Origin of the sequence: Brevundimonas sp. TWP2-3-4b2, assembly GCF_049897345.1 — a bacterium.
Lineage (GTDB): Bacteria > Pseudomonadota > Alphaproteobacteria > Caulobacterales > Caulobacteraceae > Brevundimonas.
Genome location: NZ_JAFCWB010000002.1, coordinates 156,529 through 177,376, shown reverse-complemented (window position 1 = coordinate 177,376; position 20,848 = coordinate 156,529). Strand labels below are relative to the sequence as shown.

The window sequence follows — 20,848 nt, the reverse complement described above, 5'->3', positions numbered from 1 at the left end:
GTCACCAGGCCGGCGCCAGGCGGGGGTTGGCCGGAGGAACGTTCCGTTCAACCGGCAGGAAATACAGGCTGATCAGGGTGATCGCGACCTTCGCGGCCAGACCGGCACGCTTCAGGCCGCTGAAGACGCCGCCGCGCGCCTTGGCCTCGCCCATGGCTTCGGCCGTCAGACGCAGGGTCTCCAATCCGCGGCGGAACCGCGGATCGTCGCTCTTCAGCACGATCGGATAGACCTGTTTGCTGATCTCCGAGGTGATGCGGAAGACCTCGTGGTCATAGGTCGTGATGTCGACGCCCAGCGCCTTGTGGAAGGCCGGCCGGGTGTGGTCGCGCACATACATGGTCGCGTACACGGACAGCAGGAAGAAGCGGATCCACCAGACATTGCCGCCGGTCAGCAGCTTCGGGTCCGTCCGCATCAGAAGGGCGAAGGCCTCGCCGTGGCGAAACTCGTCGTTGCACCACTTCTCGAACCATTTGAAGATCGGGTGGAAGCGCCGGTCTGGGTGGTTCTCGAGGTGCCGGAAAATCGCGATGTAGCGCGCGTAGCCGATCTTCTCGGACAGATAGACGGCGTAGAAGATGAATTTCGGCTTGAAGAAGGTGTATTTCTTGACCTTGGTCAGGAAGCTGAGATCGACGCCGATGCTGGCATCCTTCAGGGTGTCGTTGATGAAGCCGGCATGTCTCGCCTCGTCCCGGCTCATGTATTTGAACAGGGCCTTGATGTCCGGATTCTTCACCCGCTTGGCGATCTCGGCATAGAGCACACAGCCGGAGAATTCCGAGGTCAGGGAACTGACCAGGAAGTCCACGAATTCCTTGCGCAGGTCCTCGGGCAGGGCCTCGATGACCCCCTCAAACTCGGCGGTGCGCTTGAAGTGCGACTTGTTGTAGTCGGCCGCCATCTCCTCCATCAGCGCGTCCCACTCGGTCCGGACAAGGCTGACGTCGATGCGGTCCATCGCTTCGAAATCGGTCGTGTAGAACCGCGGTGAGAGGACCGTGTCCTCCTGGGCCATGGCTGTCGTCGCCGCCGAACGGTTCGCCATTCGGGCGGCATCGCGGCGCAACGCGGTCAGGCCTGGCGTTTCGTCCATATCCTCGAAAGCGACGGCGGTCACAGGCTTCTCCTGGTCGTGAAACTGACTTCATAGAGTTCAGACAGCTCGAACCGGGCGGTCAAGCGCGTCCAGACCCGTTCAAGCATATTGGCCCGGCGGATGGTGGCCAGCCGGCGGAAGGTTTGGCGCTGGCCGAAGGCGACGTGGATCGGATCGCCATGGACCCGAACCTGGTCGCCTGGCCGGATGACGGGATCGCCGTCCAGGGCGACGTGAGCGTGCAGGCTCTCGTCGGAATGCTCGACCTCGATCGTGCAGGCCGTATTGACGGTTCGGCTCACGTGGTCCCCCGGGCATCTTGCAGCATGGTCTCGAAGGCCTGCCGATTGTCAGGTCCGAAGGCGTTCAGATTGAACGACCGGCGGGTCGCGGTGTCCTCGAGGGTCAGCCGGCCATCGGACCATTCAGTCAGGCGAAAGACCGGCTCCTGGCCTATGCCGCGGGACTTCCTGTCGCGGACCATGCCGCGCACGACGCCCCGCACAAACCCGCCGGTCGCCGGCGGGATCACCTGGGTGCGGCCGCCGACCGCGGTCACGATCACCCCGCCGTCGACCTGGTCCTCGAAGCGCAGGTCGGCGGTCGCCGTCGCGGTGACGGCGGTCTCTGCCGAGGCCCGGTTGGCCGGTGAACCCAGAAGTCCGGCCCGCGATCCGCCCACCACGACCAGTGAGGCCACCACGAGCAGAATGGCCGCTATCAAAGGCGTCCTGGGAAAGGGCTTGTCGTCGAGGGCAGACATCGGATTTTCCTTGAACAGATCAGGCTGCGGCCGGGACCGGCGATTGGCCGGAGGCAGCCTCGACGGTTGGACGCACGGGTTCAGCGACAAACGGCCGGTCGGCATCGCGCGAAGCCTGTTGCAGCGCCTGGCTCAGTCGTTCAGCGACGGCTGCGGCGTCGGGTACGGCGCGCATCGTCGGCTCCGGATTCACGAACCGCCACGGACGCACGTGGGGCCACAGATGCGGATAGGCGATCTTGGCGTCTCCGGCCAAGGCCACGGGGATGTCGCCGGTGCCGGTCGCGTCCAGCTTCACCCCGACCGAGGCGACGGCCACGTAGGGAATGTTGAAGCATTTCGAGAGCGCCACCCCGTGACGCAGAACGAACCGCCTGTTCGTCAGGGTGTAGACCGTCGTCCGTGCACTCAGCCAAGCATAGAGGACGAGCAGCCCGACCGCCGCCGCGCCGACCACCAGGGTCAGGCCCGCATTGGTCAGAACGGTCAACAGCGGCTCGCCGCCCCGGGCCCCGTTGACGCCGCTCCACACTGCCAGGGCCGCGAAATAGATCGCGACCCAATGGGCATGAAGGGCGCTACGGGCCAGAATCCGCCAGTCGGGCGCGCCCTGCCAGAGGATGTGCTCGCCGGCCGGAAGATGTCCGGGAAGGCCGCGGATGGGTTCGCCATCGTGTTCGTATTCGCTCACAGCCAGGGCTCCTGACGATCGCGCGTGGCGTACAGGTGACCACCGCCGTAGTAGCCCATCACGCGTTCTTCTTCGTAGAGGGTAATCTGTTCGGGGTTCTCGAGCGCCGGCACAGCGCCGAACTGCGCGGCCAGGATCGCCCGAACACTGACGGTACGACGGCTGCCACTCACCACGGCCATGGTCATGGGCAGCAGGACCGAGTTTCCGGCCTCGCCGTCGACCTTGACCTCCAGGTAGCGGATCAGCACCTCGGAGCGGTCGACCCAGACGTCGCTCACCACGCCGGCGTGGTGACCGTCGGCCCCCAGCACCGCCATGCCGCGGGGATCGGGATCCTCGGGGCTGAGGTGGAAGTCGGCGGCGACGCGCAGCGGCACGATCTTCGGCCGCCCGTCATTGGTCAGGTCCGGATAGCGCGGCCGTTCCGCATAGGCACCGGGACCGACGCCATCCAGCAGCGGATTGCCGGTGGGCTCGATCGGGGATCCCTCCGACGTCGCGCTGCGACGGGCCGCCAGGGGCCGCATGTCGCGGTTCCCGGCATTGGGGAAGGTGCGCGTGCCATGTCCGTGCGGCAGCAGGAAGGTCTTGGGCGGGGCGGTGAACAGCAGGCCGCCGAGGGGTTCGAGTTTCCCGGTGACCTCGTCTTCGAGCGGATAGCCCTCGCGCCGGTCCTCGCGTCGCAGATAGACGATCAGGCCGGCGAAGAAGAGGAAGAAGGCGATCAGGCAGAACTCTGCCGCGTCAAAATCGCCGAAGAGGTAAGGACTGTCCATGTCAGGGTTTCCTTTGCAACAGGGTCAGGCGGGAAGATCGGCGAGGCCGAACTTGGAATTGGCGGGGGTCTTGTCGCCAGCGGGCGCGTAGCGGGCCAGCGGGCCGATCGCGACAAGGGCGGCGAAGAGCAGTCCGATTTCGAGGTGGTAGACGACGACGTAGGCTGTCGCGGGCGCGCTCATGGCGGTGCCGAGCAGGCCGGACTCGGCCAGGCTGGAAACCAGATCGCGCAGGCCTCCGCCGACCAGGATGGCCAGCCCCACGGCGGTCGCCTGAACCGCGCCCCAGGCACCCAGTGCGATACCGGACTTGCCGTCACGCGCCAGAGACATGGCCGAGGTCAAGGTCCCGACGGAGAACATGCCCCCGCCCAGACCGATCAGGAACACGCCAAAACAGAAGAGCGGGGTCAGCTTGAAGGCCCCGCCGCAGATCACGGCGACGACGGCGAGGATGCCCCAGACCATGCCATGTCCGGCCAGCCGATGCGGCTCTCCGCCCTTGGCCAGTCTACGGGCGGCGTAGGCCAGACCGGCCAGGGTGCCGGCTGACCAAAGCGCTGTCAGGGCGGTCGTCTGACCGACCGTCAGGCCGAGGATGGTGCCACCATAGGGTTCCAGCAGAATGTCCTGCATGCTGAATGCGGCGGCTCCCAGCCCCACGGCGACCAGCAGACGGCTGGCCCGGCCGCCGGCCGAGAACTCCGCCCAGGCCTCTTTGAATGCCGGACGGGGCTTGTCGAAGGCGGTCAGGGTCAGATCCTGGGCCTCCTGCTTCCAGAGCGCGACCATGTTCAGGACGATGGCGAGGACGGCGGCACCCTGGACCACGCCGACCAGCTTGACCTCCTGGAAGTCGGCCAGCACCAGCCCCATCAGGATGCCGGAAATCAGCATGCCGACCAGCAGCATGACATAGAGCAGGGCCACGACCCGCGGCCGGGCATGTTCCGGGGCCAGGTCATTGGCCAGGGCAAGGCCGGCTGTCTGGGTCGTATGCACGCCCGCGCCGACCAGCAGGAAGGCCAGCATGGCAGCGATATGGCCGATCCAGACCGCGCCCACGCCATGTCCGCCGCTGATCAGGAGCGCGAACGGCATGATGGCCAGTCCGCCAAACTGCATCAGGGAGCCAAACCAGATGTAGGGCCCCCGTCGCCAGCCGAGATGCGAGCGGTGGGTATCGGACTTGAAGCCGATCAGGGCGCGGAACGGGGCGAACAGCAAGGGCACGGCGACCATGGCGGCGACCAGTATGGCCGGCACGTTCAGCTCGACGATCATGACGCGGTTCAGGGTGCCGGTCAGCAGCACGGTGGTCATACCGACAGAGACCTGGAACAGCGACAGGCGGAGCAGCCGGCCGAGCGGCAGCTCGGTGGTGGCGGCGTCGGCGAACGGCAGGCAAGCGGTCACGAGCCTGGCCCAGCGCGCCTTGTTCTCGGCGGCCATCCCCTCTTGCTCTGAGGCCATCTGCAGCAGCAGCTCGTTCAGCACCGGAGCAGCTCCATCGCCTGCGAGGTGTAGAATCCGCCCTGAACCCGGCGGCTGCGGCCGACCGAGCAACCCGGCAGGGCCGAGAGCCGCATGGCCAGGGCGTCCAGTTTCGCCGGAGCGATCGCGGGTGCCCGGTCGGCGCGCGGGAAGACCTTGCCCATGGTCAGCATCAGCATCAGTGCCGGGGTGCGAGGCGTTACGGTAAAGATCACCGACCCGCGCGTCCGCGCCGACAGCGCGCCCAGCACGTCGACGATGTCGTCGGTGCGGTAGTGGATCAAACTGTCCATGGCGACGACATGGTCGAAGTCGCCCAGATCACGGGACATCATGTCGCCGGCCCGCCAGTCGATGGAGCCGGCGAGGTCGGTCGGGGCACGCTCCCGGGCGATGTTCACCAGGCTGGCCGAGACGTCGATGGCGACGACGTTCGCTCCGCGACGGGCCGCTTCGACTGCCAGGGCACCGGTGCCGCAGCCGGCGTCCAGAATGCGGGCGCCGGTCAGGTCTGCGGGCATCCAGGACAGCAGAACATTGCGCATCTCGTCACGACCGGCCCGGACCGTGGCGCGGATTTTCGACACCGGGGCGTCACTGGTCAGTTGCGCCCACGCGTCCAGAGCCGTGCGGTCGAAATACTCTTCCAGCCGGCCGCGGTACTGGTCCCAGGTTGCGCTGGTTCGGTTGTCAAACGTCGCGGTCATCAGTCGAAGCCCAGGAAGTCGAAGATCTCGCGATCCTTCATCGGCATGGCGTCGATCGGGGTGGTGCCGATCCAGAGCTTGGCGGCCAGGCTCATGTATTCAGCCTTGGCGGCCTCGAGCTCGGGCGAGCCCTCCATCTCGAACACGACCGACTTCTTCAGCCGGCTGCGACGGATCTCGTCCAGGTCGGGGAAGTGGGCGATGCGCTGCAGGCCGATGGCGGCGTTGAAGCGATCGATCTCGTCGGTGTTGGTGCTGCGGTTGGCGATCACCCCGCCCAGACGGACGTTGTAGTTCTTTGACTTGGCCTTGATGGCCGCGACGATGCGGTTCATGGCGAAGATCGAGTCAAAGTCATTGGCGGTGACCACCAGCGCCCGCTCGGCATGCTGCAGAGGGGCCGCGAACCCGCCGCAGACCACGTCGCCCAGCACGTCGAAGATGACGACGTCGGTGTCTTCCAGCAGGTGGTGTTCCTTCAACAGCTTGACCGTCTGGCCGACGACATAGCCGCCGCAGCCGGTGCCGGCCGGCGGTCCGCCCGCCTCGACGCAGCGCACCCCATTGAAGCCCTCATAGACATAGTCCTCGGGGCGCAGTTCCTCGGAGTGGAAGTCCACCGTCTCCAGCACGTCGATGACGGTGGGAACCAGCTTCTTGGTCAGGGTGAAGGTGCTGTCATGCTTGGGATCGCATCCGATCTGCAGCACCCGCTTGCCCATCAGGGAGAAGGCCGCAGACAGGTTCGAGCTGGTGGTCGACTTGCCGATTCCGCCCTTGCCATAGACGGCGAAGACCTTGGCCGTGCCGATGTTCAGCGTCGGGTCCATCTCGACCTGGACCGATCCGTCACCGTCCGGGGGACGGCGCTTCAGGGTCTGGGGCATTTCGAGGGTAATGGTCATAAGCGGTTCCTGGTCCTCACGCCGCGACGGCGAGGGTGACCCCTTCAAGGCGATCTTCGAGTTCGTCGGAAGCGTCGTGCAGGGCCTGGAGCGTGGCCGCGTCGGGCTGCCAGTAGTTTCTGTCCGAGGCTTCAAGCAGGCGATTGGCCATGCGAACCGAGGCCTTAGGGTTCAGCTTGGCCATGCGGTCCCGCATCTCGGGGTCCAGCACGAAGGTCTCGCTGATCTCCTGGTAAACCCAGGGCTGGACGTCGCCGGTCGTCGCCGACCATCCCAGCGTATTGGTCACCTGGGCCTCGATGGCGCGGACGCCTTCGGCACCGTGCTTGAGCTGACCCTCGAACCAACGCGGGTTCAGGACCCGGGTGCGGCTTTCCAGTGTGACCTGTTCGGACAGGGTCCGGACCTTGCCTTCGCCCTGGGTCTGGTCGCCGATATAGACCGGAGCGGCCTTGCCCCGGGCGCGCTCGACCGACTTGGCCACACCGCCGAGGGTGTCGACATAGTGGTCGATGGTGGTCACGCCCAGATCGACCGAGTCGAGGTTCTGATAGGCCAGGTCGATCCCGGCGAGGGCGCTGGTCAGCAGGGCCGGTTGCTTCATGGGCTTGCCGTTGCGGCCATAGGCAAAGCCCTTGCGGCTCTCGAAGGCGTCGGCCAATTCGCCTTCATCGGTCCAGGCCCCGGAATCGATCAGGGAGTTGACCGAGGCCCCGTAGGCCCCTTCGGCATTGGAGAAGACTCGCAGGGACGCGGTTTCCATGTCGCAACCCAGCCTGGCCTGGTGTTCCAGGGCACGCTTGCGCACGAAATTCTGCTCGATCGGTTCGTCGGCGGTGGCTGCCAGCCATGCGGCGTCGGCCAGCATCCTGGTCTGCAGCGGCAGCAGGTCGCGGAAGATCCCGGACACGGTGGCGACCACGTCGATCCGCGGACGGCCCAGCTCTTCCAGCGAGACCAGTTCGGCACCGCAAAGCCGGCCATAGCCGTCGAAGCGCGGACGGGCACCCATCAGGGCTATGGCCTGGGCGATCGGGCCACCCTCTGACTTCAGGTTGTCGGTGCCCCACAGGACGATGGCCATGGATTCCGGCAGGGTACCGGTTTCTTCGCGGTGCTTGGCCAGCAGCCGGTCGGCCTGACGCATGCCGTCGGCGACGGCATAGGCCGACGGGATACGGAAGGGGTCGAAGCCGTGAATGTTACGGCCCGTCGGCAGCATCTCGGGGGTGCGGAGCAGATCGCCACCGGGCGAGGGCATGACGTAGCCGCCGTCCAGAGCCGCGACGAGTGCCTCCATCTCGGGGTTGGCCGACAGCGAGGTGTTGGTCGCATGCAGGTGGCGGAACAGTTCGATCCCGGCGCTGTCCGAGGCGAGTCCGCTGACACCCAGTGCCGTGCGCGCATCCGCACCGTCGACGAGGGCCTGGACGGCTTCGCGTCCGGGCTTGGGCCCTTCGCGCGCCTCGGCGACCGCCAGCAGCAGGTCGACGCGCTCGTCCGATGTGAAAGGCTCACCCAAGACGTGCAGGCCGTTGGGGATCAAGGTCTGCTCCAGCTCCTGGAGCGTCGCGATCAGGGCGTTGACGCGGGCGTCGTCCGATCCCTCGATCAGGTCGAGATTCAGGGTCCGGGCCGCGTCGAAAATCATCGGGGTGAGATGGGCGCGCTCGGCGGAGGCCTCGACCCCGGTTCCGCGCCAGCGTTCGACTAGGGCCTTGAGATCCAGCAGGCCCTTGTACAGGCCGGCGTCGTTGATCGGCGGCGTGATGTAGCTGATCAGGGTCGCGTTCGACCGCCGCTTGGCGATCATGCCTTCGGACGGATTGTTGGCGGCGTAGAGATACAGGTTCGGCACATCGCCGATCAGCCGGTCGGGCCAGCAGGCTTCAGACAGGCCGGTCTGCTTGCCGGGCATGAATTCCAGCGCGCCATGGGTGCCGAAATGCAGAACGGCGTGGGCCCCGAAATCCTCACGGATCCAGCGGTAGAAGGCGCTGAAGGCGTGGGTCGGGGCAAAGGTCCCCTCGAACATCAACCGCATCGGATCGCCTTCGATGCCGAAGGGCGGCTGCAGGCCGACGAAGACGTTTCCGAACTCGGCACCCAGCACGAAGATCGAGCCGCCGTTGGCAAGGGATTTGCCCGGCGCAGGGCCCCAGACCGCCTCGATATCCGACAGCCAGCGTTCGCGCAGGACATGCTCATTGGCCGGGATGCGGACGTGGACATTGCCGTCGGTGCCGTAGCGGCTCGCATTGCCCTCCAGCAGCCTGTCCCGCAGCGCGTCCACCGTCTCGGGAACCTCGACGGCGTAGCCCTCGGCGGCGAGGCGGATCAGGGTCTTGTGCAGGCTGGCCCAGACCGACATCTGGGCGGCGGTTCCGGCGGCCCCTGCGTTGGGCGGGAAGTTGAACAGGACGGCGGCGATCTTGCGGTCGGCGCGGGCCGAGCGGCGCAGGGCGATCATCTTGCCGACGCGATCGGCCAGGGTCCCGGCGCGCTCGGGACAGGCGACCATCGACTTGGCGTCCTTGCCCGGGAAGGTGCAGCGGCGCGTACATCCGGTGCAGGGGGCGTCCGAGCCGTCCGTACGGCCGCCGAACATCATGGGTGCAATGCCCCCGTCCAGTTCGGGGATGGAGACCATCATCGTGGCCTCCAGGGGAAGCAGGCCCTGCGCGCCGGCGCTCCACTGCTGGAACGACTGGAACTCCAGGGGGTGTGCCGAGATGTAGGGCACGTCGAACCTGCCCAGGACCTCGGCGGCGGAGGACGAGTCGTTGTAGGCGGGCCCGCCGATCAGCGAGAAGCCGGTCAGGTTGACCATGGCGTCCACCGTCGGGCGGCCGTCCTTCATGAACAGCTTGTCCATCGCCGGGCGGGCGTCGAGGCCGTTGGCGAAGGCGGGGATGACGCGCACGCCGCGCGCTTCGAACGCGTCGATGACGCCGTCGTAGTGGGCCGCGTCTCCGGCCAGAACATAGGAGCGCAGGACCACCAGCCCGACCGTGCCGTTCCGTCCGTCATGGGCAGGCAGGGCCTCTGGCGTCTCGGCCATGCGGCCGGACACCTGCTGCCCCATGCGCGGGTGATAGACGCCGATCTCGGGGTATTCGACCGGGGCCGCCGCCTTCATGGCGCCGCGCAGGGACCGCCGCTCGCCATCGGCATAACGGTCCACCAGATAGCGGACCATCGAGACCATGTTCTCGGTCGAGCCGGCGAACCAGTACTGCAGCGTCAGGAAATAGGCGCGGACGTCCTGGGCCGTGCCCGGGACGAAGGCGAGGATCCTGGGCAGGCGGCGCAGCATGGCCATCTGCTTTTCACCGGGGACGCCACCGGTGGCCTTGGTGTTGCCGCGCAGCTTCTTGAGCATGGCCAGCGGACCCTTGGTCGAGCCGTCCATGCGGTACGGGCCCATCCTGGTCAGCTTCATGACCTCGGCCGCCGACATCATGCAGACCATGGCGTCGCAGGCTTCGTTCCGGGCCTTGAGTGCCGGCAGGACCATCTGGATGTGGTCATCGACGAACAGCATCGAGGCGATGACGATGTCGCCCGTGGCGATGTCGGCGATGCAGGCGTCCAGCGCGACGGCATCGCTGCCCCATTCCGATGCGGCGTGCAGGGCGACGGTCAGGTTCGGTGTGGTGCGACGAAGTTCCGCCTCGGCCTGGGCCACGGCGCCGGCCAGATGGTTGTCCAAGGTGACGATGACGACTCGCACCTGTGGCGTCGCCTCGCGGAGGGGTGTGGGCTCAGCGGCTGTAGTGCGATTTAGCATCGTACAACGTCTCCACACCTATGGTCGCCAAGCCCTGCTCTGCGGCGAAGCGTTCCGTGTTTTTTCGAGCCTTGCCGCGCACGAAGAAGGGGATCTTCTTCAGCTCGGCCTCGGCGTCGGCGGCCCAGACGATCTCCGAGGAGACCGAGACCACCGGCGTTGATGCGACGGCCTCGTCGGGGGCCGGCATCGCCGGGTGCGAAGCGCCCGCGCCGTGTCCGCCCAGATGCGAGGCCCCGGCTTCGTCACTGAACTCGAAGTCGTCGCGGAACATGTGCAGCAGGTGCTCTTCCAGGCCCATGACGAGCGGGTGCACCCAGGTGTCGAACAGGACGCTGGCCCCCTCGAACCCCATCTGGGGCGAGAAGCGGGCCGGGTGATCCTGGACGTGGAAGGGGGCCGAGATGACGGCGCACGGAATGCGCAGCCGCTTGGCGATGTGGCGCTCCATCTGCGAACCCAGCACCAGTTCGGGCTGGAGGGCGGCGATGGCGTCCTCGACTTCCAGATAGTCGTCGGTGATCAGGGCGGTCAGGCCCCGTTCGGCGGCCGCGGCGCGGACTTCGCGGGCGAATTCGCGATTGTAGCAGCCCATGCCGACCACCTCGAAGCCGAGCTCCTCAGCGGCCACGCGGGCGGCGGCGATGACGTGGGTGGCGTCGCCGAACACGAAGACGCGCTTGCCGGTCAGATAGGTCGAATCGACCGAGCGCGACCACCAGGGCATCCGCGACGGCACGCCGTCGAGGACGGGCGCGGGGTCGAGGCCGGTCAGGGCGCAGATTTCGTTGATGAAGTCGATCGTCGCGCCATAGCCCAGCGGCACGGTCCTGACCGACGGCTGGCCGCACATCTTCTGCAGCTGGAGGGCGGCCTCGCCGGCGATCTCGGGATAGAGGACGACGTTGAAGTCGGCGGCACCCAGCCGGGCGATGTCTGCGGGCGTCGCACCCAGCGGGGCGGTGACATTGATGTCGACGCCGATCCGCTCCAGCAGCCGGGTGATCTCGACCACATCGTCGCGATGGCGGAAGCCCAGGGCGGTGGGCCCCAGGATGTTGCAGGACGGGCGACGGCCGGCGACGGGGCTGCGCTCCACGACCTGGGTCAGGTTACGGACCAACTGGCGGAAGGTCTCGGCCGCGCCCCAGTTTTCCTTCTTCTGGTAGCTGGGCAGCTCAAGCGCGATGACCGGGATCGGCAGGCCGATGGCGGCGGCCATGCCGGCGGGATCGTCCTGGATCAGTTCGGCGGTGCAGGAGGCCCCCACGATCATTGCCCGGGGCTGGAACCGGGCGTAGGCGTCCTTGACCGAGGTCTTGAACAGCTCGGCCGTGTCGGTCCCGAGGTCGCGGGCCTGGAAGGTCGTATAGGTCACCGGCGGGCGCTTGCCGCGCCGCTCGATCATCGTGAACAGCAGATCCGCATAGGTGTCGCCCTGCGGCGCGTGCAGGACGTAGTGCAGACCTTCCATCGCCGTCGCGATCCGCATCGCGCCGACGTGGGGCGGGCCTTCGTAGGTCCAGACGGTCAGTTGCATGATGCAGCCTCCCGCCGGGCGGGTCGGGCCGGAACGATCGCGTCCGACAGCCGGTCGCGACGGTTCAGCGGGCGGGCGAACAGCTCGGCCAGATCGGCGGCCTGGTCGAAGCCGTGGACCGGCGAGAAGACCAGTTCGATCGACCATTTGGTCGTCAGGCCTTCCATCTCCAGCGGGTTGGCGAGGCCGAGGCCGCAGACGGACAGGTCAGGGCGGGCGTCCCGGCAGCGGTCCAGCTGGCGATCGACGTCCTGGCCCTCGCTCAGCACTGTCGCGGCGGGCAGCAGGGGCAGCTCCTTCGACAGGTGGGGGCGGTGCAGATAGGGGGTGCCGACTTCGAGCGGCACCATGCCCAGCTCGCGGGACAGGAAGCGCGCCAGCGGCACTTCCAGCTGGCTGTCCGGGAAGAAGAAGATCGACTTGCCTTCCAGCGAGGGCCGGACCTTTTCGAGGGCGCGGGCGGCGCGTTCGCGGCCGGGGGCCACAACGGCGCGGAACTTCAGTTCGTCGATGCCGAAGGCCTGGGCGGCGGCGTGCAGCCAGTCGGTCGTGCCCTCGGCTCCGAAGGGGAACAGGGCCTCAAGACGAACCGCGCCGCGATCCTCCAGGGCCCGGGCCGTGTCGCCGAGGAAGGGCTGGGCCAGCAGGAAGCGGGTGTTGGGGCCGACGGCGGGCAGGTCGGAGATGCGACGGGCCGGAAGAGCCTCGACGCGGTCGATTCCCATGGCCGCGAACAGCCGGCGGAACTGATCCTCGACCACGTCGGGCAGGGCTCCGACGATCAGAAGACTCTGTTCGGCTCCGGCAGGCGCGGCAGCCATCTGCGGAACGAGGGCGGCGAGGCAGGCGTCCTCGCCCTGGGTGAACGTCGTCTCTATGCCGCTGCCGGAATAGTTCAGGACGCGGACATTGGGGCTGTGCTTTTCGGACAGACGACCGGCCGCACGGCTGAGGTCCAGCTTGATCACTTCGGACGGGCAGGACCCGACGAGAAACAACAGCTTGATGTCGGGGCGGCGGGCCAGAAGACGATCCACCACCCGGTCCAGCTCGTCGTTCGTATCCGTCAGGCCGGCGAGGTCCTTTTCCTCCATGATGGCGGTGGCGAAGCGGGGCTCGGCGAAGATCATCACGCCGGCGGCCGACTGGATCAGGTGGGCGCAGGTGCGCGAGCCGACGACCAGGAAGAAGGCGTCCTGCATCTTGCGATGCAGCCAGACGATTCCGGTTAATCCACAGAAGACTTTACGTTGTCCCCGTTCGCGCAGGACCGGGACATCGGCGCAGCCGCCGACGGGAGCGGGCTTGTCGAGGACGAACGCCTCGCTCATGCAGCGACCATCGTGTTTTTTGCGGGGGCTTCCAGCCGCGCCATCCGCAGCTTCCAGATGAACTGGGCGGCATTGATGACGTAGGTCACATAGGCCGCGAGGGCGAGGATGAGTTGCTCACGCGGGGTGCCGATGTTCAGCAGCACCATGCCCAGATAGGCGGTGTGCAGGGCCAGCACGAGCATCGAGAACACGTCCTCCCAGAAGAAGGAGTGCGCGAACAGATAGCGGCCGAACACGACCTTCTCCCAGATCGCGCCGGTCACCATGATCGTGTAGAGCAGCGCCGTCTTGACCAGCACCGAGATGGTCGCCGCCATCGCGCCTTCGCCTGTCGAGAGATAGCGCAGGACGAAGAAGACGCTGATTCCGAACGCCAGAAACTGCACCGGGGCCAGGAGGCCCTGGACCAGGGTCCAGACCGTCTTGTCGCGGCGAACGCGTTCCTCCGGTGAGTAGAGCGGGCGGTGGCGGGCGGCGTCCCGCCGGGCTTCGGCCTCGAACGTCTGCACGCTGTGGAGGCCCGCATTGGCCGTCCACGGGCAGGGGGCGACGCGGTTGATGAGGGAGTCAAACCATTCCGTCATAACGTTTTTCGTCATGCTGGAGGCCGGCTGTTCCGCGCCATTGAATCCGGGCGGCTGGTGGAAAGTACGCGATGACATCGCTCGACTCCGTCACCCCCCGATAGAGGCGATTAGGAAATCTAGGTCTGGGGCGCTCAATGTGTCAAACGCATTTGACGTAAAGAGAAATTGACACTTGATCTTGTGTCCGGCGACTTGACACGGATGGCGTTCGATGGACGTCTTCGGACCTTGGTAATCATGACGTGCGTGAGTTTCCCTCATCGCTGACCGCTGACAACGCGGGGCAGCGATCGGGGGTCTAGCCAGCCGATCATCCGGTCGAAGAACCGGTCGGCCATTCAGGAAACGCTTCGTCGGGTGGGTGGGGATCTGTCTGACGTGAGACGTCGAACTCCGGGGAGGAGGTTTGATGCCCTACGTGCAACGCGCCGATGACGCGTCCCGACGCCCTGGTTACGGTGCACAGGATGATCGACGGATCCTGCCGTTTGAACGACGCGAACAGGGCCTGTCGCCCGTCGCTCTGGTCCGGTCGATCGAGGGCGAGATAATCCCCCGTCTGCTTATGGCGCATCAGTCCGCCGCACGAGCGGAACCCACAACGCCGGTCGCTGGCGGCATAGCCGCCGCGGAGGTGGTCGGGTTCGCTCATCTGGTGCTGGCCGAAGAGCTCTCTGTCCTGCGCCAGAACGCCGAAGGCTTCGTCGCTCGCGGGCTCGATATCGATGCCCTGCATTTTGACCTGTTCTCGCCGACGGCCAAGCCTCTGGGGTCGATGTGGGAAGAAGACCTGTGCACCTTCAACGACGTGACCATCGGTCTCTGTCGCCTGCAGCAGCTGGTCTATGAATTTTCGGACCGCATTCGTGCGGACGGCAACGGTGCGGGGCGGACGGCCCTCTTCGCCCTGACGCCCGGCGACCAGCATTCGTTTGGCCTCTCTCTGGTCGTGGAGTTTTTCCGCCGGGCCGGCTGGCGCACCGTGTGTGTCCCGGACGCCAGCACCGAGGACCTTGTCGACATGGTCAAGGCAGAGTCATTCGACCTGATCGGATTTTCGATGTCCGACGAGAAATGGCTGAAACCTCTCCCGGGGTTGATCGCCTCCATGCGGTCGGCCTCGCGCAATCCACTGGTGCGGGTGATCGTGGGCGGGCGGGTGTTCACAGAACGGCCGGAGCGGGTGGCCGAAGTCGGTGCCGACGAGACGGCCGAAGACGCGCGGCAAGCCGTAAAGAGCGCCGACCGCCTGGTCGGAAATTCCGACGTCGCTTGATGAAGTGACGCCCGGTCGATAATGGCGAACCATGACCATGCACTCGACTCTGTCCGCACCCTTGCCGTTTAGAAGGCCAGAGGACGTGCTTGGGGCGCTGGAGCCGGCCCAGGCGGCGGATGTCGTGGCGCTCGCCAGCGACGTGGCCATGGTGCTGGATCGCCATGGCATCATCCGGGACATCTCCGTCGGCAGCACTGATCTCGTCGGGATGGGTATGGCCGAGTGGCTGGGGCGGTCGTGGGTCGACACGGTTACGCCCGAGAGCCGGCACAAGGCAGCCGAAATTCTTCGTGACGTGTCCGGCGGGGTGGCATCGCGGTGGCGCGAACTCAATCATCCGTCCGAGTCGGGTGACAATCTGCCGATCCGGTATTTTGCGGTCGATACAGGCGACGACGGCCGGGTCATCGTCATCGGGCGCGACCTCCAGTCCAGCGCGGCCCTGCAGCAGCGTCTGTTGCAGGTGCAGCAGGCGGTGGAGCGGGACTATCTGAAACTGCGCCAGGCCGAGGCCCGCTATCGGCTGCTGTTCCAGAGCGCTTCCGAAGCGGTGCTGATCCTCGACGCCGGCACCCGAAAGGTGCGCGAGGCCAATCCGGCGGCGATGCGGCTGACGGGGCTGGCCGAGGCGTCGATCCACGGGCAGGGTTTCCAGGCCTTGCTGGAGCCCAACAGCATCGAGGCGGCGCTTGAGTTTCTGAACACGACGCCGGCCGCCGTGTCGGCCGCGACTGTGCCCGTCAGGCTGGTCAGCGGAGTGGACTGCGCCCTGTCGGCCTCGATGTTCCGTCAGGACAAGGCGTCCTGCCTTCTGGTGCGGTTGACGCCCACCACGACGGTGGCACCCGCCAGCGATCTGGCGGCTCTGCTGAACAGGATCCCCGACGCCTTTGTGGTCACGAACGGCGAGATGAATATGCTGGCGGTGAATCCCGCGTTTCTTGACCTGACGCATCTGTCGAGCCGGGATGAAGCGCTTTCAGGCTCGCTGGAAAACTATCTAGGGCGGCCCCAGATCGACCTCAAGATCATGGTCTCGCAACTGCGCGAACACGGCAGCCTGCGGAATTTCAGCACCATTATCCGGGGCGTTTACGGAGAGTCCGAGGAGGTCGAGGTGTCGGCGGTCATCGTGCCCGACGGAGACCAGACCCGTTTCGGCTTCAGCATCCGGGGCGTGGCGCGGCGGTTTGCGACGCCTTTGCCCTCCATGTCGTCAGGGCCCGGACCAGAGCCGCGCTCGGTGGAGCAACTGACCCAATTGATCGGCCGCGTCCCGATGAAGGACATTGTCCGCGAGTCCACCGACCTGATCGAGCGACTGTGCATCGAGGCGGCGCTGACCCTGACGTCCGACAATCGGGCGTCCGCGGCGGATGTCCTCGGCCTGAGCCGGCAAAGTCTTTATTCCAAGCTGCGCCGGTATGGGCTCGGCAACCTGGAAGACGCCGAAGATTAACGCCTGGAAGTGTCAATCCAAGTTGACGCTTTCTCCTGTCCAAACCTACAGTACGGCATGGATCGAACGATCGCCGTCGCGCCCGTCACTCGCCTGCCGTCCCCTTCGGCGGTGCTCGAGCTGTTCAAGCCCGTCACCTGGTTTCCGCCGATGTGGGCCTTCATGTGCGGGGTCGTATCCTCGGGCATGCCGTTCCAGGACCGTTGGCTGTTCCTGATTGCCGGCATCGCTCTGACCGGGCCGCTGGTGTGCGCGACCAGCCAGGCCGTCAACGACTGGTTCGACCGCCATGTCGATGCGATCAATGAGCCGAACCGCCCGATCCCGTCCGGCCGAATCCCCGGTCGCTGGGGGCTCTATATCGCTCTGATCTGGACGGTCCTGTCGGTGGTGGTCGCCGCCCTGACCGGCCCGTGGGTGCTGGGTGCCACGCTGCTGGGGCTTGCTCTGGCCTGGGCCTACAGCGCGCCGCCGTTCCGCCTGAAGCAGAGTGGCGTCGCCGGGCCCTTCGCAGTCGCCCTGTCCTATGAAGGTCTGACCTGGTTCACCGGTGCGGCCGTCATGGCGGGCGCGCTGCCGCACGCGCCCGTGCTGGTTCTGGCCGCCATCTACAGCTTCGGTGCCTATGGCATCATGGTGCTGAACGACTTCAAGGCCGTCGAAGGTGACCGGCTGCTGGGGCTGAAATCCCTGCCCGCCGAACTGGGCGTGGACTCGGCCGCTCGCATCGCCTGCGCCGTCATGGCGGCCCCGCAGGTGATCGTCGTGACCCTGCTCGTCGTGGCCTGGGATCGCCCCTGGCACGGGTTGGCGGTCGCCGTTCTGCTGGCCGTCCAGCTTGGCCTGATGTCACGGCTCCTCAGCGATCCGAAGAAGTTCACGCCCTGGTACAACACCACGGGCACCACCCTCTATGTCATCGGCATGCTGGTTTCGGCCTTTGCGGTCCGCGGCATCACGGGAGCGGGTGCATGAGCCAGAAGCCCCTGGGTTGGCTGGGAATCGCGCGGCTGGGTCTGGTCCAGACGGCCCTCGGTTCGATCGTGGTGCTGACCACCTCGACCCTCAACCGGGTCATGATGGTCGAGCTGGCCCTGCCGGCCGTTCTGCTGGCCGCGCTTGTGGCTTGGCACTATGCGGTTCAGCTGTCGCGGCCGCGCTGGGGACATGGATCGGACGGTGGTGCCCGTCGGACGCCCTGGATCATCGGTGGCATGGGTGTCCTGGCGCTGGGCGGTGTTCTCGCCGCCAATGCGACGGCCATAATGAGCGCCTCACCCGTCGTGGGTATCCTTCTGGCGGTCCTCGCCTTCACGATGATCGGGGCCGGGGTTGGGGCTTCCGGGACCTCCCTGCTGGCCTTCCTGGCGACGCGGGTGACGCCGACCCGGCGACCGGCAGCCGCCGCGATCACCTGGATCATGATGGTCATGGGCATCGCCGTGACTGCAGGCGTGGCGGGGGCCATGCTGGACCCCTTCTCCATGCAACGTCTGGCGATCGTCTCGGGTGTCGTCTCGCTCGGAGCCTTCCTGCTGACTCTTGCGGCGGTCGCGGGGGTCGAAAAGGCCGGCGAGATCGAGGTCGCTGAGACCTCCGCGCCGAAGACCGACTTCATGGTCGCCCTGCGTGAGACCCTCGCCGATCCCCAGGCCCGGCGGTTCACGGTCTTTGTCCTGGTTTCGATGATCGCCTACAGCGCCCAGGATCTGATCCTCGAGCCGTTCGCCGGCCTGGTCTTCGGCATGACACCGGGTCAGTCGACCCAGATGTCGGGCGTACAGAACGGCGGGGTCCTTCTGGGCATGATCCTGGTCGGCGCAGCGGGCGGTATGGTCGGCGCGCGCGGGCAGGGCTGGATGCGGGGCTGGACCCTGGCAGGCTGCGGTGGATCCGCGCTCGCTCTCATGACTCTGGCGGTCGCCGCGCGTGTCGGGCCCGGCTGGCCGATTACGCCCACGGTCTTTGCACTCGGCTTCTTCAACGGGGTCTTCGCGGTGGCCGCCATCGGCTCGATGATGGCGCTCGCGGGCGAGGGCAAGGGACGGCGCGAGGGCATCCGCATGGGTGTCTGGGGGGCCGCCCAGGCCGTGGGATTCGGTGCCGGCGGATTCTTCGGAGCCGTCGCCGTGGACATCGGTCGCCGAATGTTTGTCGAGGACGCGAGCGCCTTTGGACTGGTGTTCGCCCTCGAGGCCAGTCTGTTCGTCGTTTCGGCCGTCATCGCTGCGCAGATCGGTGCGCCGGCATCTGCCCCTTCAACCAAACTCAAGACTGGAGCGCGTCATGTCGAGGCCTGAACCCGGCATAGCCGCCGAGACATTTGATTGCGTTGTCGTCGGCGGCGGTCCGTCCGGATCGACGGCTGCCCGCTACCTCGCACAACAGGGCCGGACCGTCCTGTTGCTGGATCGACAGGGCCGGATCAAGCCGTGCGGCGGCGCGATCCCGCCGCGTCTGATCCGCGACTTCGACATTCCCGACAGCCTGATCTGCGCCAAGGCCAACGAGGCCCGGATGATCGCCCCTTCGGACCGGCGGGTGCATATGCCGATCGAAGGTGGCTATGTCGGCATGGTCAACCGTGAGAGTTTTGACGAGTGGTTGCGGTCCCGGGCCGAGACCGCCGGGGCCCAGCGTCGTGCCGGAACCTTTGAGCGCATCGAGCGCGAGGCCGACGGATCGGCGATCGTGGTCTATCGTCCCGCCGGCGCCGCCAGGGACGACGCCCCCATCTCGGTGCGGGCGCGGACCATCATCGGCGCGGACGGTGCCCGGTCCAACGTGGCCGCCCAGGCGGTCAAGGGGGCGGACAAGCAACGCTACGTTTTTGCCTATCACGAGATCATCAAGGCTCCGGCCGCGGGTGCCGCCGACTTCGAGGCCCGGCGTTGCGACGTCTGGTACCAGGGGAACCTGTCGCCCGACTTCTACGCCTGGATTTTCCCGCACGGGGACACCGCCAGCATCGGCGTCGGGTCGATGCAGAAAGGGTTCTCGCTCCGGACGGCCGTAACGGCCCTGCGCGCGAAGAGCGGTCTGGCTGACTGCGAGACGGTCCGCACCGAGGGTGCGCCGATCCCGCTGAAGCCCATGAAACGATGGGATAACGGCAGGGATGTCGTCCTCGCCGGCGATGCGGCCGGCGTCGTCGCCCCGGCCTCTGGCGAAGGAATCTACTACGCCATGGAGGGCGGGCGTCTGGCGGCCGAGGCGGTCGAGGCGACGCTGTCCACGGGCAGGTCCAGGGCGCTGACCCAGGCGCGCAAGCGGTTCATGAAGGCCCATGGAAAGGTCTTCCTGGTGCTCGGGATCATGCAGCATTTCTGGTATCGCTCGGACAAGCGGAGAGAGCGGTTCGTCAGCCTGTGCGATGACCCCGACATCCAGGAACTGACCTGGCAGGCCTATATGAACAAGGAGCTGGTGAGGGCCAAACCCGCCGCCCACGCCCGTATCTTCCTCAAGGACATGGGCCACCTGCTGGGGCTGCGCCCGGCGTGATGCAGGCTGGCAGGGTGCCATGAGCGGCTTGTTCGCCAGCGGTCATGCGGTCGATCTGATCCTGGTGATCATGGCGCTGGAGGCCGGGTTCCTGCTCCTGACCCGGCGCATGACCCGCCTTGCCCTCCTGCTCGTGTTCGGCCCCGGCGTCTTCATCCTGCTGGGCGCGCGCGCGGCTCTGGTCGGGGCGGCGTGGGGGTGGATCGCGCTGGCGCTGGCGGCGTCATTCCCCCTGCACCTGCTCGATCTGCGGCGACGCCTGCAAGGCTAATCCGACTACGAAAAAGGCCCCGGCGTTTCCGCCGGGGCCTGGATCGTCACACGGTCCGAAGGATCAGGACTGGGTCTTCAGATAGGCGATGACATCGACGCGCTGCTGCGGATTGCGCAGGCCGACGAAGCTCATCTTGGTGCCCGGCATATAGGCGCGGGGATTTTCCAGATAGGCGAAGAGGGTCGCTTCGTCCCAGGTCTTGCCACTGTTCTTGTTGGCCGCCGAGTAGGTGTAGCCAGCCACGGTGCCGGCGCGGCGGCCGACGACGCCATGCATCGACGGGCCGACCCGGTTCACGCCGGCTTCGATGGCATGGCAGGTCCGGCATTGCATGAACACGCGCTGGCCAGCCGCGGCGTCGCCCGTCAGTCCGGCCAGAACGACCGTGGCACCACCGGCGGCTGCGGGTGCCGCAGCGGGGGTCGCCGCCGGTGCCGCGTCAGCGGCCGGTGCGGCGGCTGGAGCAGGAGCGGGTTCAGCGGCCGGCGCTGCGGGAGCGGCCGCTGCCGGCGCTGGTGCATCCGCAGCCTTCTTGTCCGAGGATTCGCCGGAACAGGCCGAGAGGACAAGGAGGCCGCTCAAAGCCACGCCCATCATACCGAATCTACGCATTCCAGAAGCCTTGCTGAATTTATCCAAG

19 protein-coding genes are annotated in these 20,848 nt (G+C 66.7%); 6 read left to right on the top strand and 13 right to left on the bottom strand.

Features of this window, described 5'->3' with window-relative positions:
- Nucleotide 1: 1 nt before the first annotated feature.
- The 12 genes from acsF to bchF are packed head-to-tail and all read right to left on the bottom strand — an operon-like array spanning nt 2 to nt 13,689.
- Nucleotides 2–1,123: a magnesium-protoporphyrin IX monomethyl ester (oxidative) cyclase gene (gene acsF, locus ACP7AS_RS04445; protein ID WP_426027656.1), complete on the bottom strand. Its 1,122-nt coding sequence runs from the start codon at nt 1,121–1,123 to the stop codon at nt 2–4.
- The gene (locus tag ACP7AS_RS04440) at nt 1,120–1,404 is read right to left on the bottom strand and encodes a hypothetical protein (protein ID WP_426027655.1); all 285 of its coding nucleotides are present in this window, start codon (nt 1,402–1,404) and stop codon (nt 1,120–1,122) included. The genes acsF and ACP7AS_RS04440 overlap by 4 nt, the downstream gene beginning before the upstream one ends.
- The gene (gene puhC, locus ACP7AS_RS04435) at nt 1,401–1,865 is read right to left on the bottom strand and encodes a photosynthetic complex assembly protein PuhC (RefSeq protein WP_426027654.1); all 465 of its coding nucleotides are present in this window, start codon (nt 1,863–1,865) and stop codon (nt 1,401–1,403) included. Before puhC ends, ACP7AS_RS04440 begins: the two co-directional genes overlap by 4 nt.
- A gap of 19 nt (nt 1,866–1,884) precedes the next feature.
- Entirely contained in the window at nt 1,885–2,556 is a 672-nt protein-coding gene (gene puhB / locus ACP7AS_RS04430) for a photosynthetic complex putative assembly protein PuhB (protein WP_426027653.1), read from the bottom strand.
- A complete protein-coding gene (puhA, locus tag ACP7AS_RS04425) occupies nt 2,553–3,335 on the bottom strand; it encodes a photosynthetic reaction center subunit H (RefSeq protein ID WP_426027652.1) in 783 nt (260 codons plus the stop codon). Before puhA ends, puhB begins: the two co-directional genes overlap by 4 nt.
- A 24-nt stretch (nt 3,336–3,359) precedes the next feature.
- The gene (locus ACP7AS_RS04420; RefSeq protein WP_426027651.1) at nt 3,360–4,832 is read right to left on the bottom strand and encodes a BCD family MFS transporter; all 1,473 of its coding nucleotides are present in this window, start codon (nt 4,830–4,832) and stop codon (nt 3,360–3,362) included.
- Nucleotides 4,826–5,536: a magnesium protoporphyrin IX methyltransferase gene (gene bchM, locus ACP7AS_RS04415; protein WP_426027650.1), complete on the bottom strand. Its 711-nt coding sequence runs from the start codon at nt 5,534–5,536 to the stop codon at nt 4,826–4,828. The genes ACP7AS_RS04420 and bchM overlap by 7 nt, the downstream gene beginning before the upstream one ends.
- Nucleotides 5,536–6,441 (bottom strand): ferredoxin:protochlorophyllide reductase (ATP-dependent) iron-sulfur ATP-binding protein, encoded by a 906-nt coding sequence (gene bchL, locus ACP7AS_RS04410; protein ID WP_426027649.1) that lies wholly within the window; start codon nt 6,439–6,441, stop codon nt 5,536–5,538. The genes bchM and bchL overlap by 1 nt, the downstream gene beginning before the upstream one ends.
- A 16-nt stretch (nt 6,442–6,457) precedes the next feature.
- On the bottom strand, nt 6,458–10,231 hold the full coding sequence (locus tag ACP7AS_RS04405) for a magnesium chelatase subunit H (protein WP_426027648.1): 3,774 nt from the start codon (nt 10,229–10,231) through the stop codon (nt 6,458–6,460).
- Nucleotides 10,206–11,771: a ferredoxin:protochlorophyllide reductase (ATP-dependent) subunit B gene (gene bchB / locus ACP7AS_RS04400; protein WP_426027647.1), complete on the bottom strand. Its 1,566-nt coding sequence runs from the start codon at nt 11,769–11,771 to the stop codon at nt 10,206–10,208. Before bchB ends, ACP7AS_RS04405 begins: the two co-directional genes overlap by 26 nt.
- On the bottom strand, nt 11,762–13,102 hold the full coding sequence (locus ACP7AS_RS04395) for a ferredoxin:protochlorophyllide reductase (ATP-dependent) subunit N (RefSeq protein WP_426027646.1): 1,341 nt from the start codon (nt 13,100–13,102) through the stop codon (nt 11,762–11,764). Before ACP7AS_RS04395 ends, bchB begins: the two co-directional genes overlap by 10 nt.
- Nucleotides 13,099–13,689 (bottom strand): 2-vinyl bacteriochlorophyllide hydratase, encoded by a 591-nt coding sequence (gene bchF, locus ACP7AS_RS04390; RefSeq protein WP_426027645.1) that lies wholly within the window; start codon nt 13,687–13,689, stop codon nt 13,099–13,101. The genes ACP7AS_RS04395 and bchF overlap by 4 nt, the downstream gene beginning before the upstream one ends.
- 412 nt (nt 13,690–14,101) lie before the next feature.
- On the opposite strand from bchF, the gene ACP7AS_RS04385 reads away from it, so the two are divergent.
- Genes ACP7AS_RS04385 through ACP7AS_RS04360 form a run of 6 tightly spaced genes read left to right on the top strand, consistent with a single transcriptional unit; the run spans nt 14,102 to nt 20,205 of the window.
- Nucleotides 14,102–14,968 (top strand): cobalamin B12-binding domain-containing protein, encoded by an 867-nt coding sequence (locus ACP7AS_RS04385; protein ID WP_426027644.1) that lies wholly within the window; start codon nt 14,102–14,104, stop codon nt 14,966–14,968.
- Between the two features lie 31 nt (nt 14,969–14,999).
- Nucleotides 15,000–16,430 carry a transcriptional regulator PpsR gene (gene ppsR / locus ACP7AS_RS04380; RefSeq protein WP_426027643.1) on the top strand — a complete coding sequence of 477 codons (1,431 nt, stop codon included), beginning with the start codon at nt 15,000–15,002 and terminating at the stop codon, nt 16,428–16,430.
- Between the two features lie 57 nt (nt 16,431–16,487).
- Nucleotides 16,488–17,405, top strand: a complete 918-nt coding sequence (gene chlG / locus ACP7AS_RS04375; protein ID WP_426027642.1) for a chlorophyll synthase ChlG — start codon at nt 16,488–16,490, stop codon at nt 17,403–17,405.
- The gene (locus ACP7AS_RS04370) at nt 17,402–18,730 is read left to right on the top strand and encodes a BCD family MFS transporter (RefSeq protein ID WP_426027641.1); all 1,329 of its coding nucleotides are present in this window, start codon (nt 17,402–17,404) and stop codon (nt 18,728–18,730) included. Before chlG ends, ACP7AS_RS04370 begins: the two co-directional genes overlap by 4 nt.
- A complete protein-coding gene (locus ACP7AS_RS04365; RefSeq protein ID WP_426027640.1) occupies nt 18,717–19,934 on the top strand; it encodes a geranylgeranyl diphosphate reductase in 1,218 nt (405 codons plus the stop codon). Before ACP7AS_RS04370 ends, ACP7AS_RS04365 begins: the two co-directional genes overlap by 14 nt.
- A 19-nt stretch (nt 19,935–19,953) precedes the next feature.
- A complete protein-coding gene (locus ACP7AS_RS04360; RefSeq protein WP_426027639.1) occupies nt 19,954–20,205 on the top strand; it encodes a hypothetical protein in 252 nt (83 codons plus the stop codon).
- A 63-nt stretch (nt 20,206–20,268) separates the two neighbouring features.
- On the opposite strand, the gene ACP7AS_RS04355 is transcribed toward ACP7AS_RS04360, so the two are convergent.
- Entirely contained in the window at nt 20,269–20,820 is a 552-nt protein-coding gene (locus ACP7AS_RS04355) for a c-type cytochrome (protein ID WP_426027638.1), read from the bottom strand.
- Nucleotides 20,821–20,848: the final 28 nt, after the last annotated feature.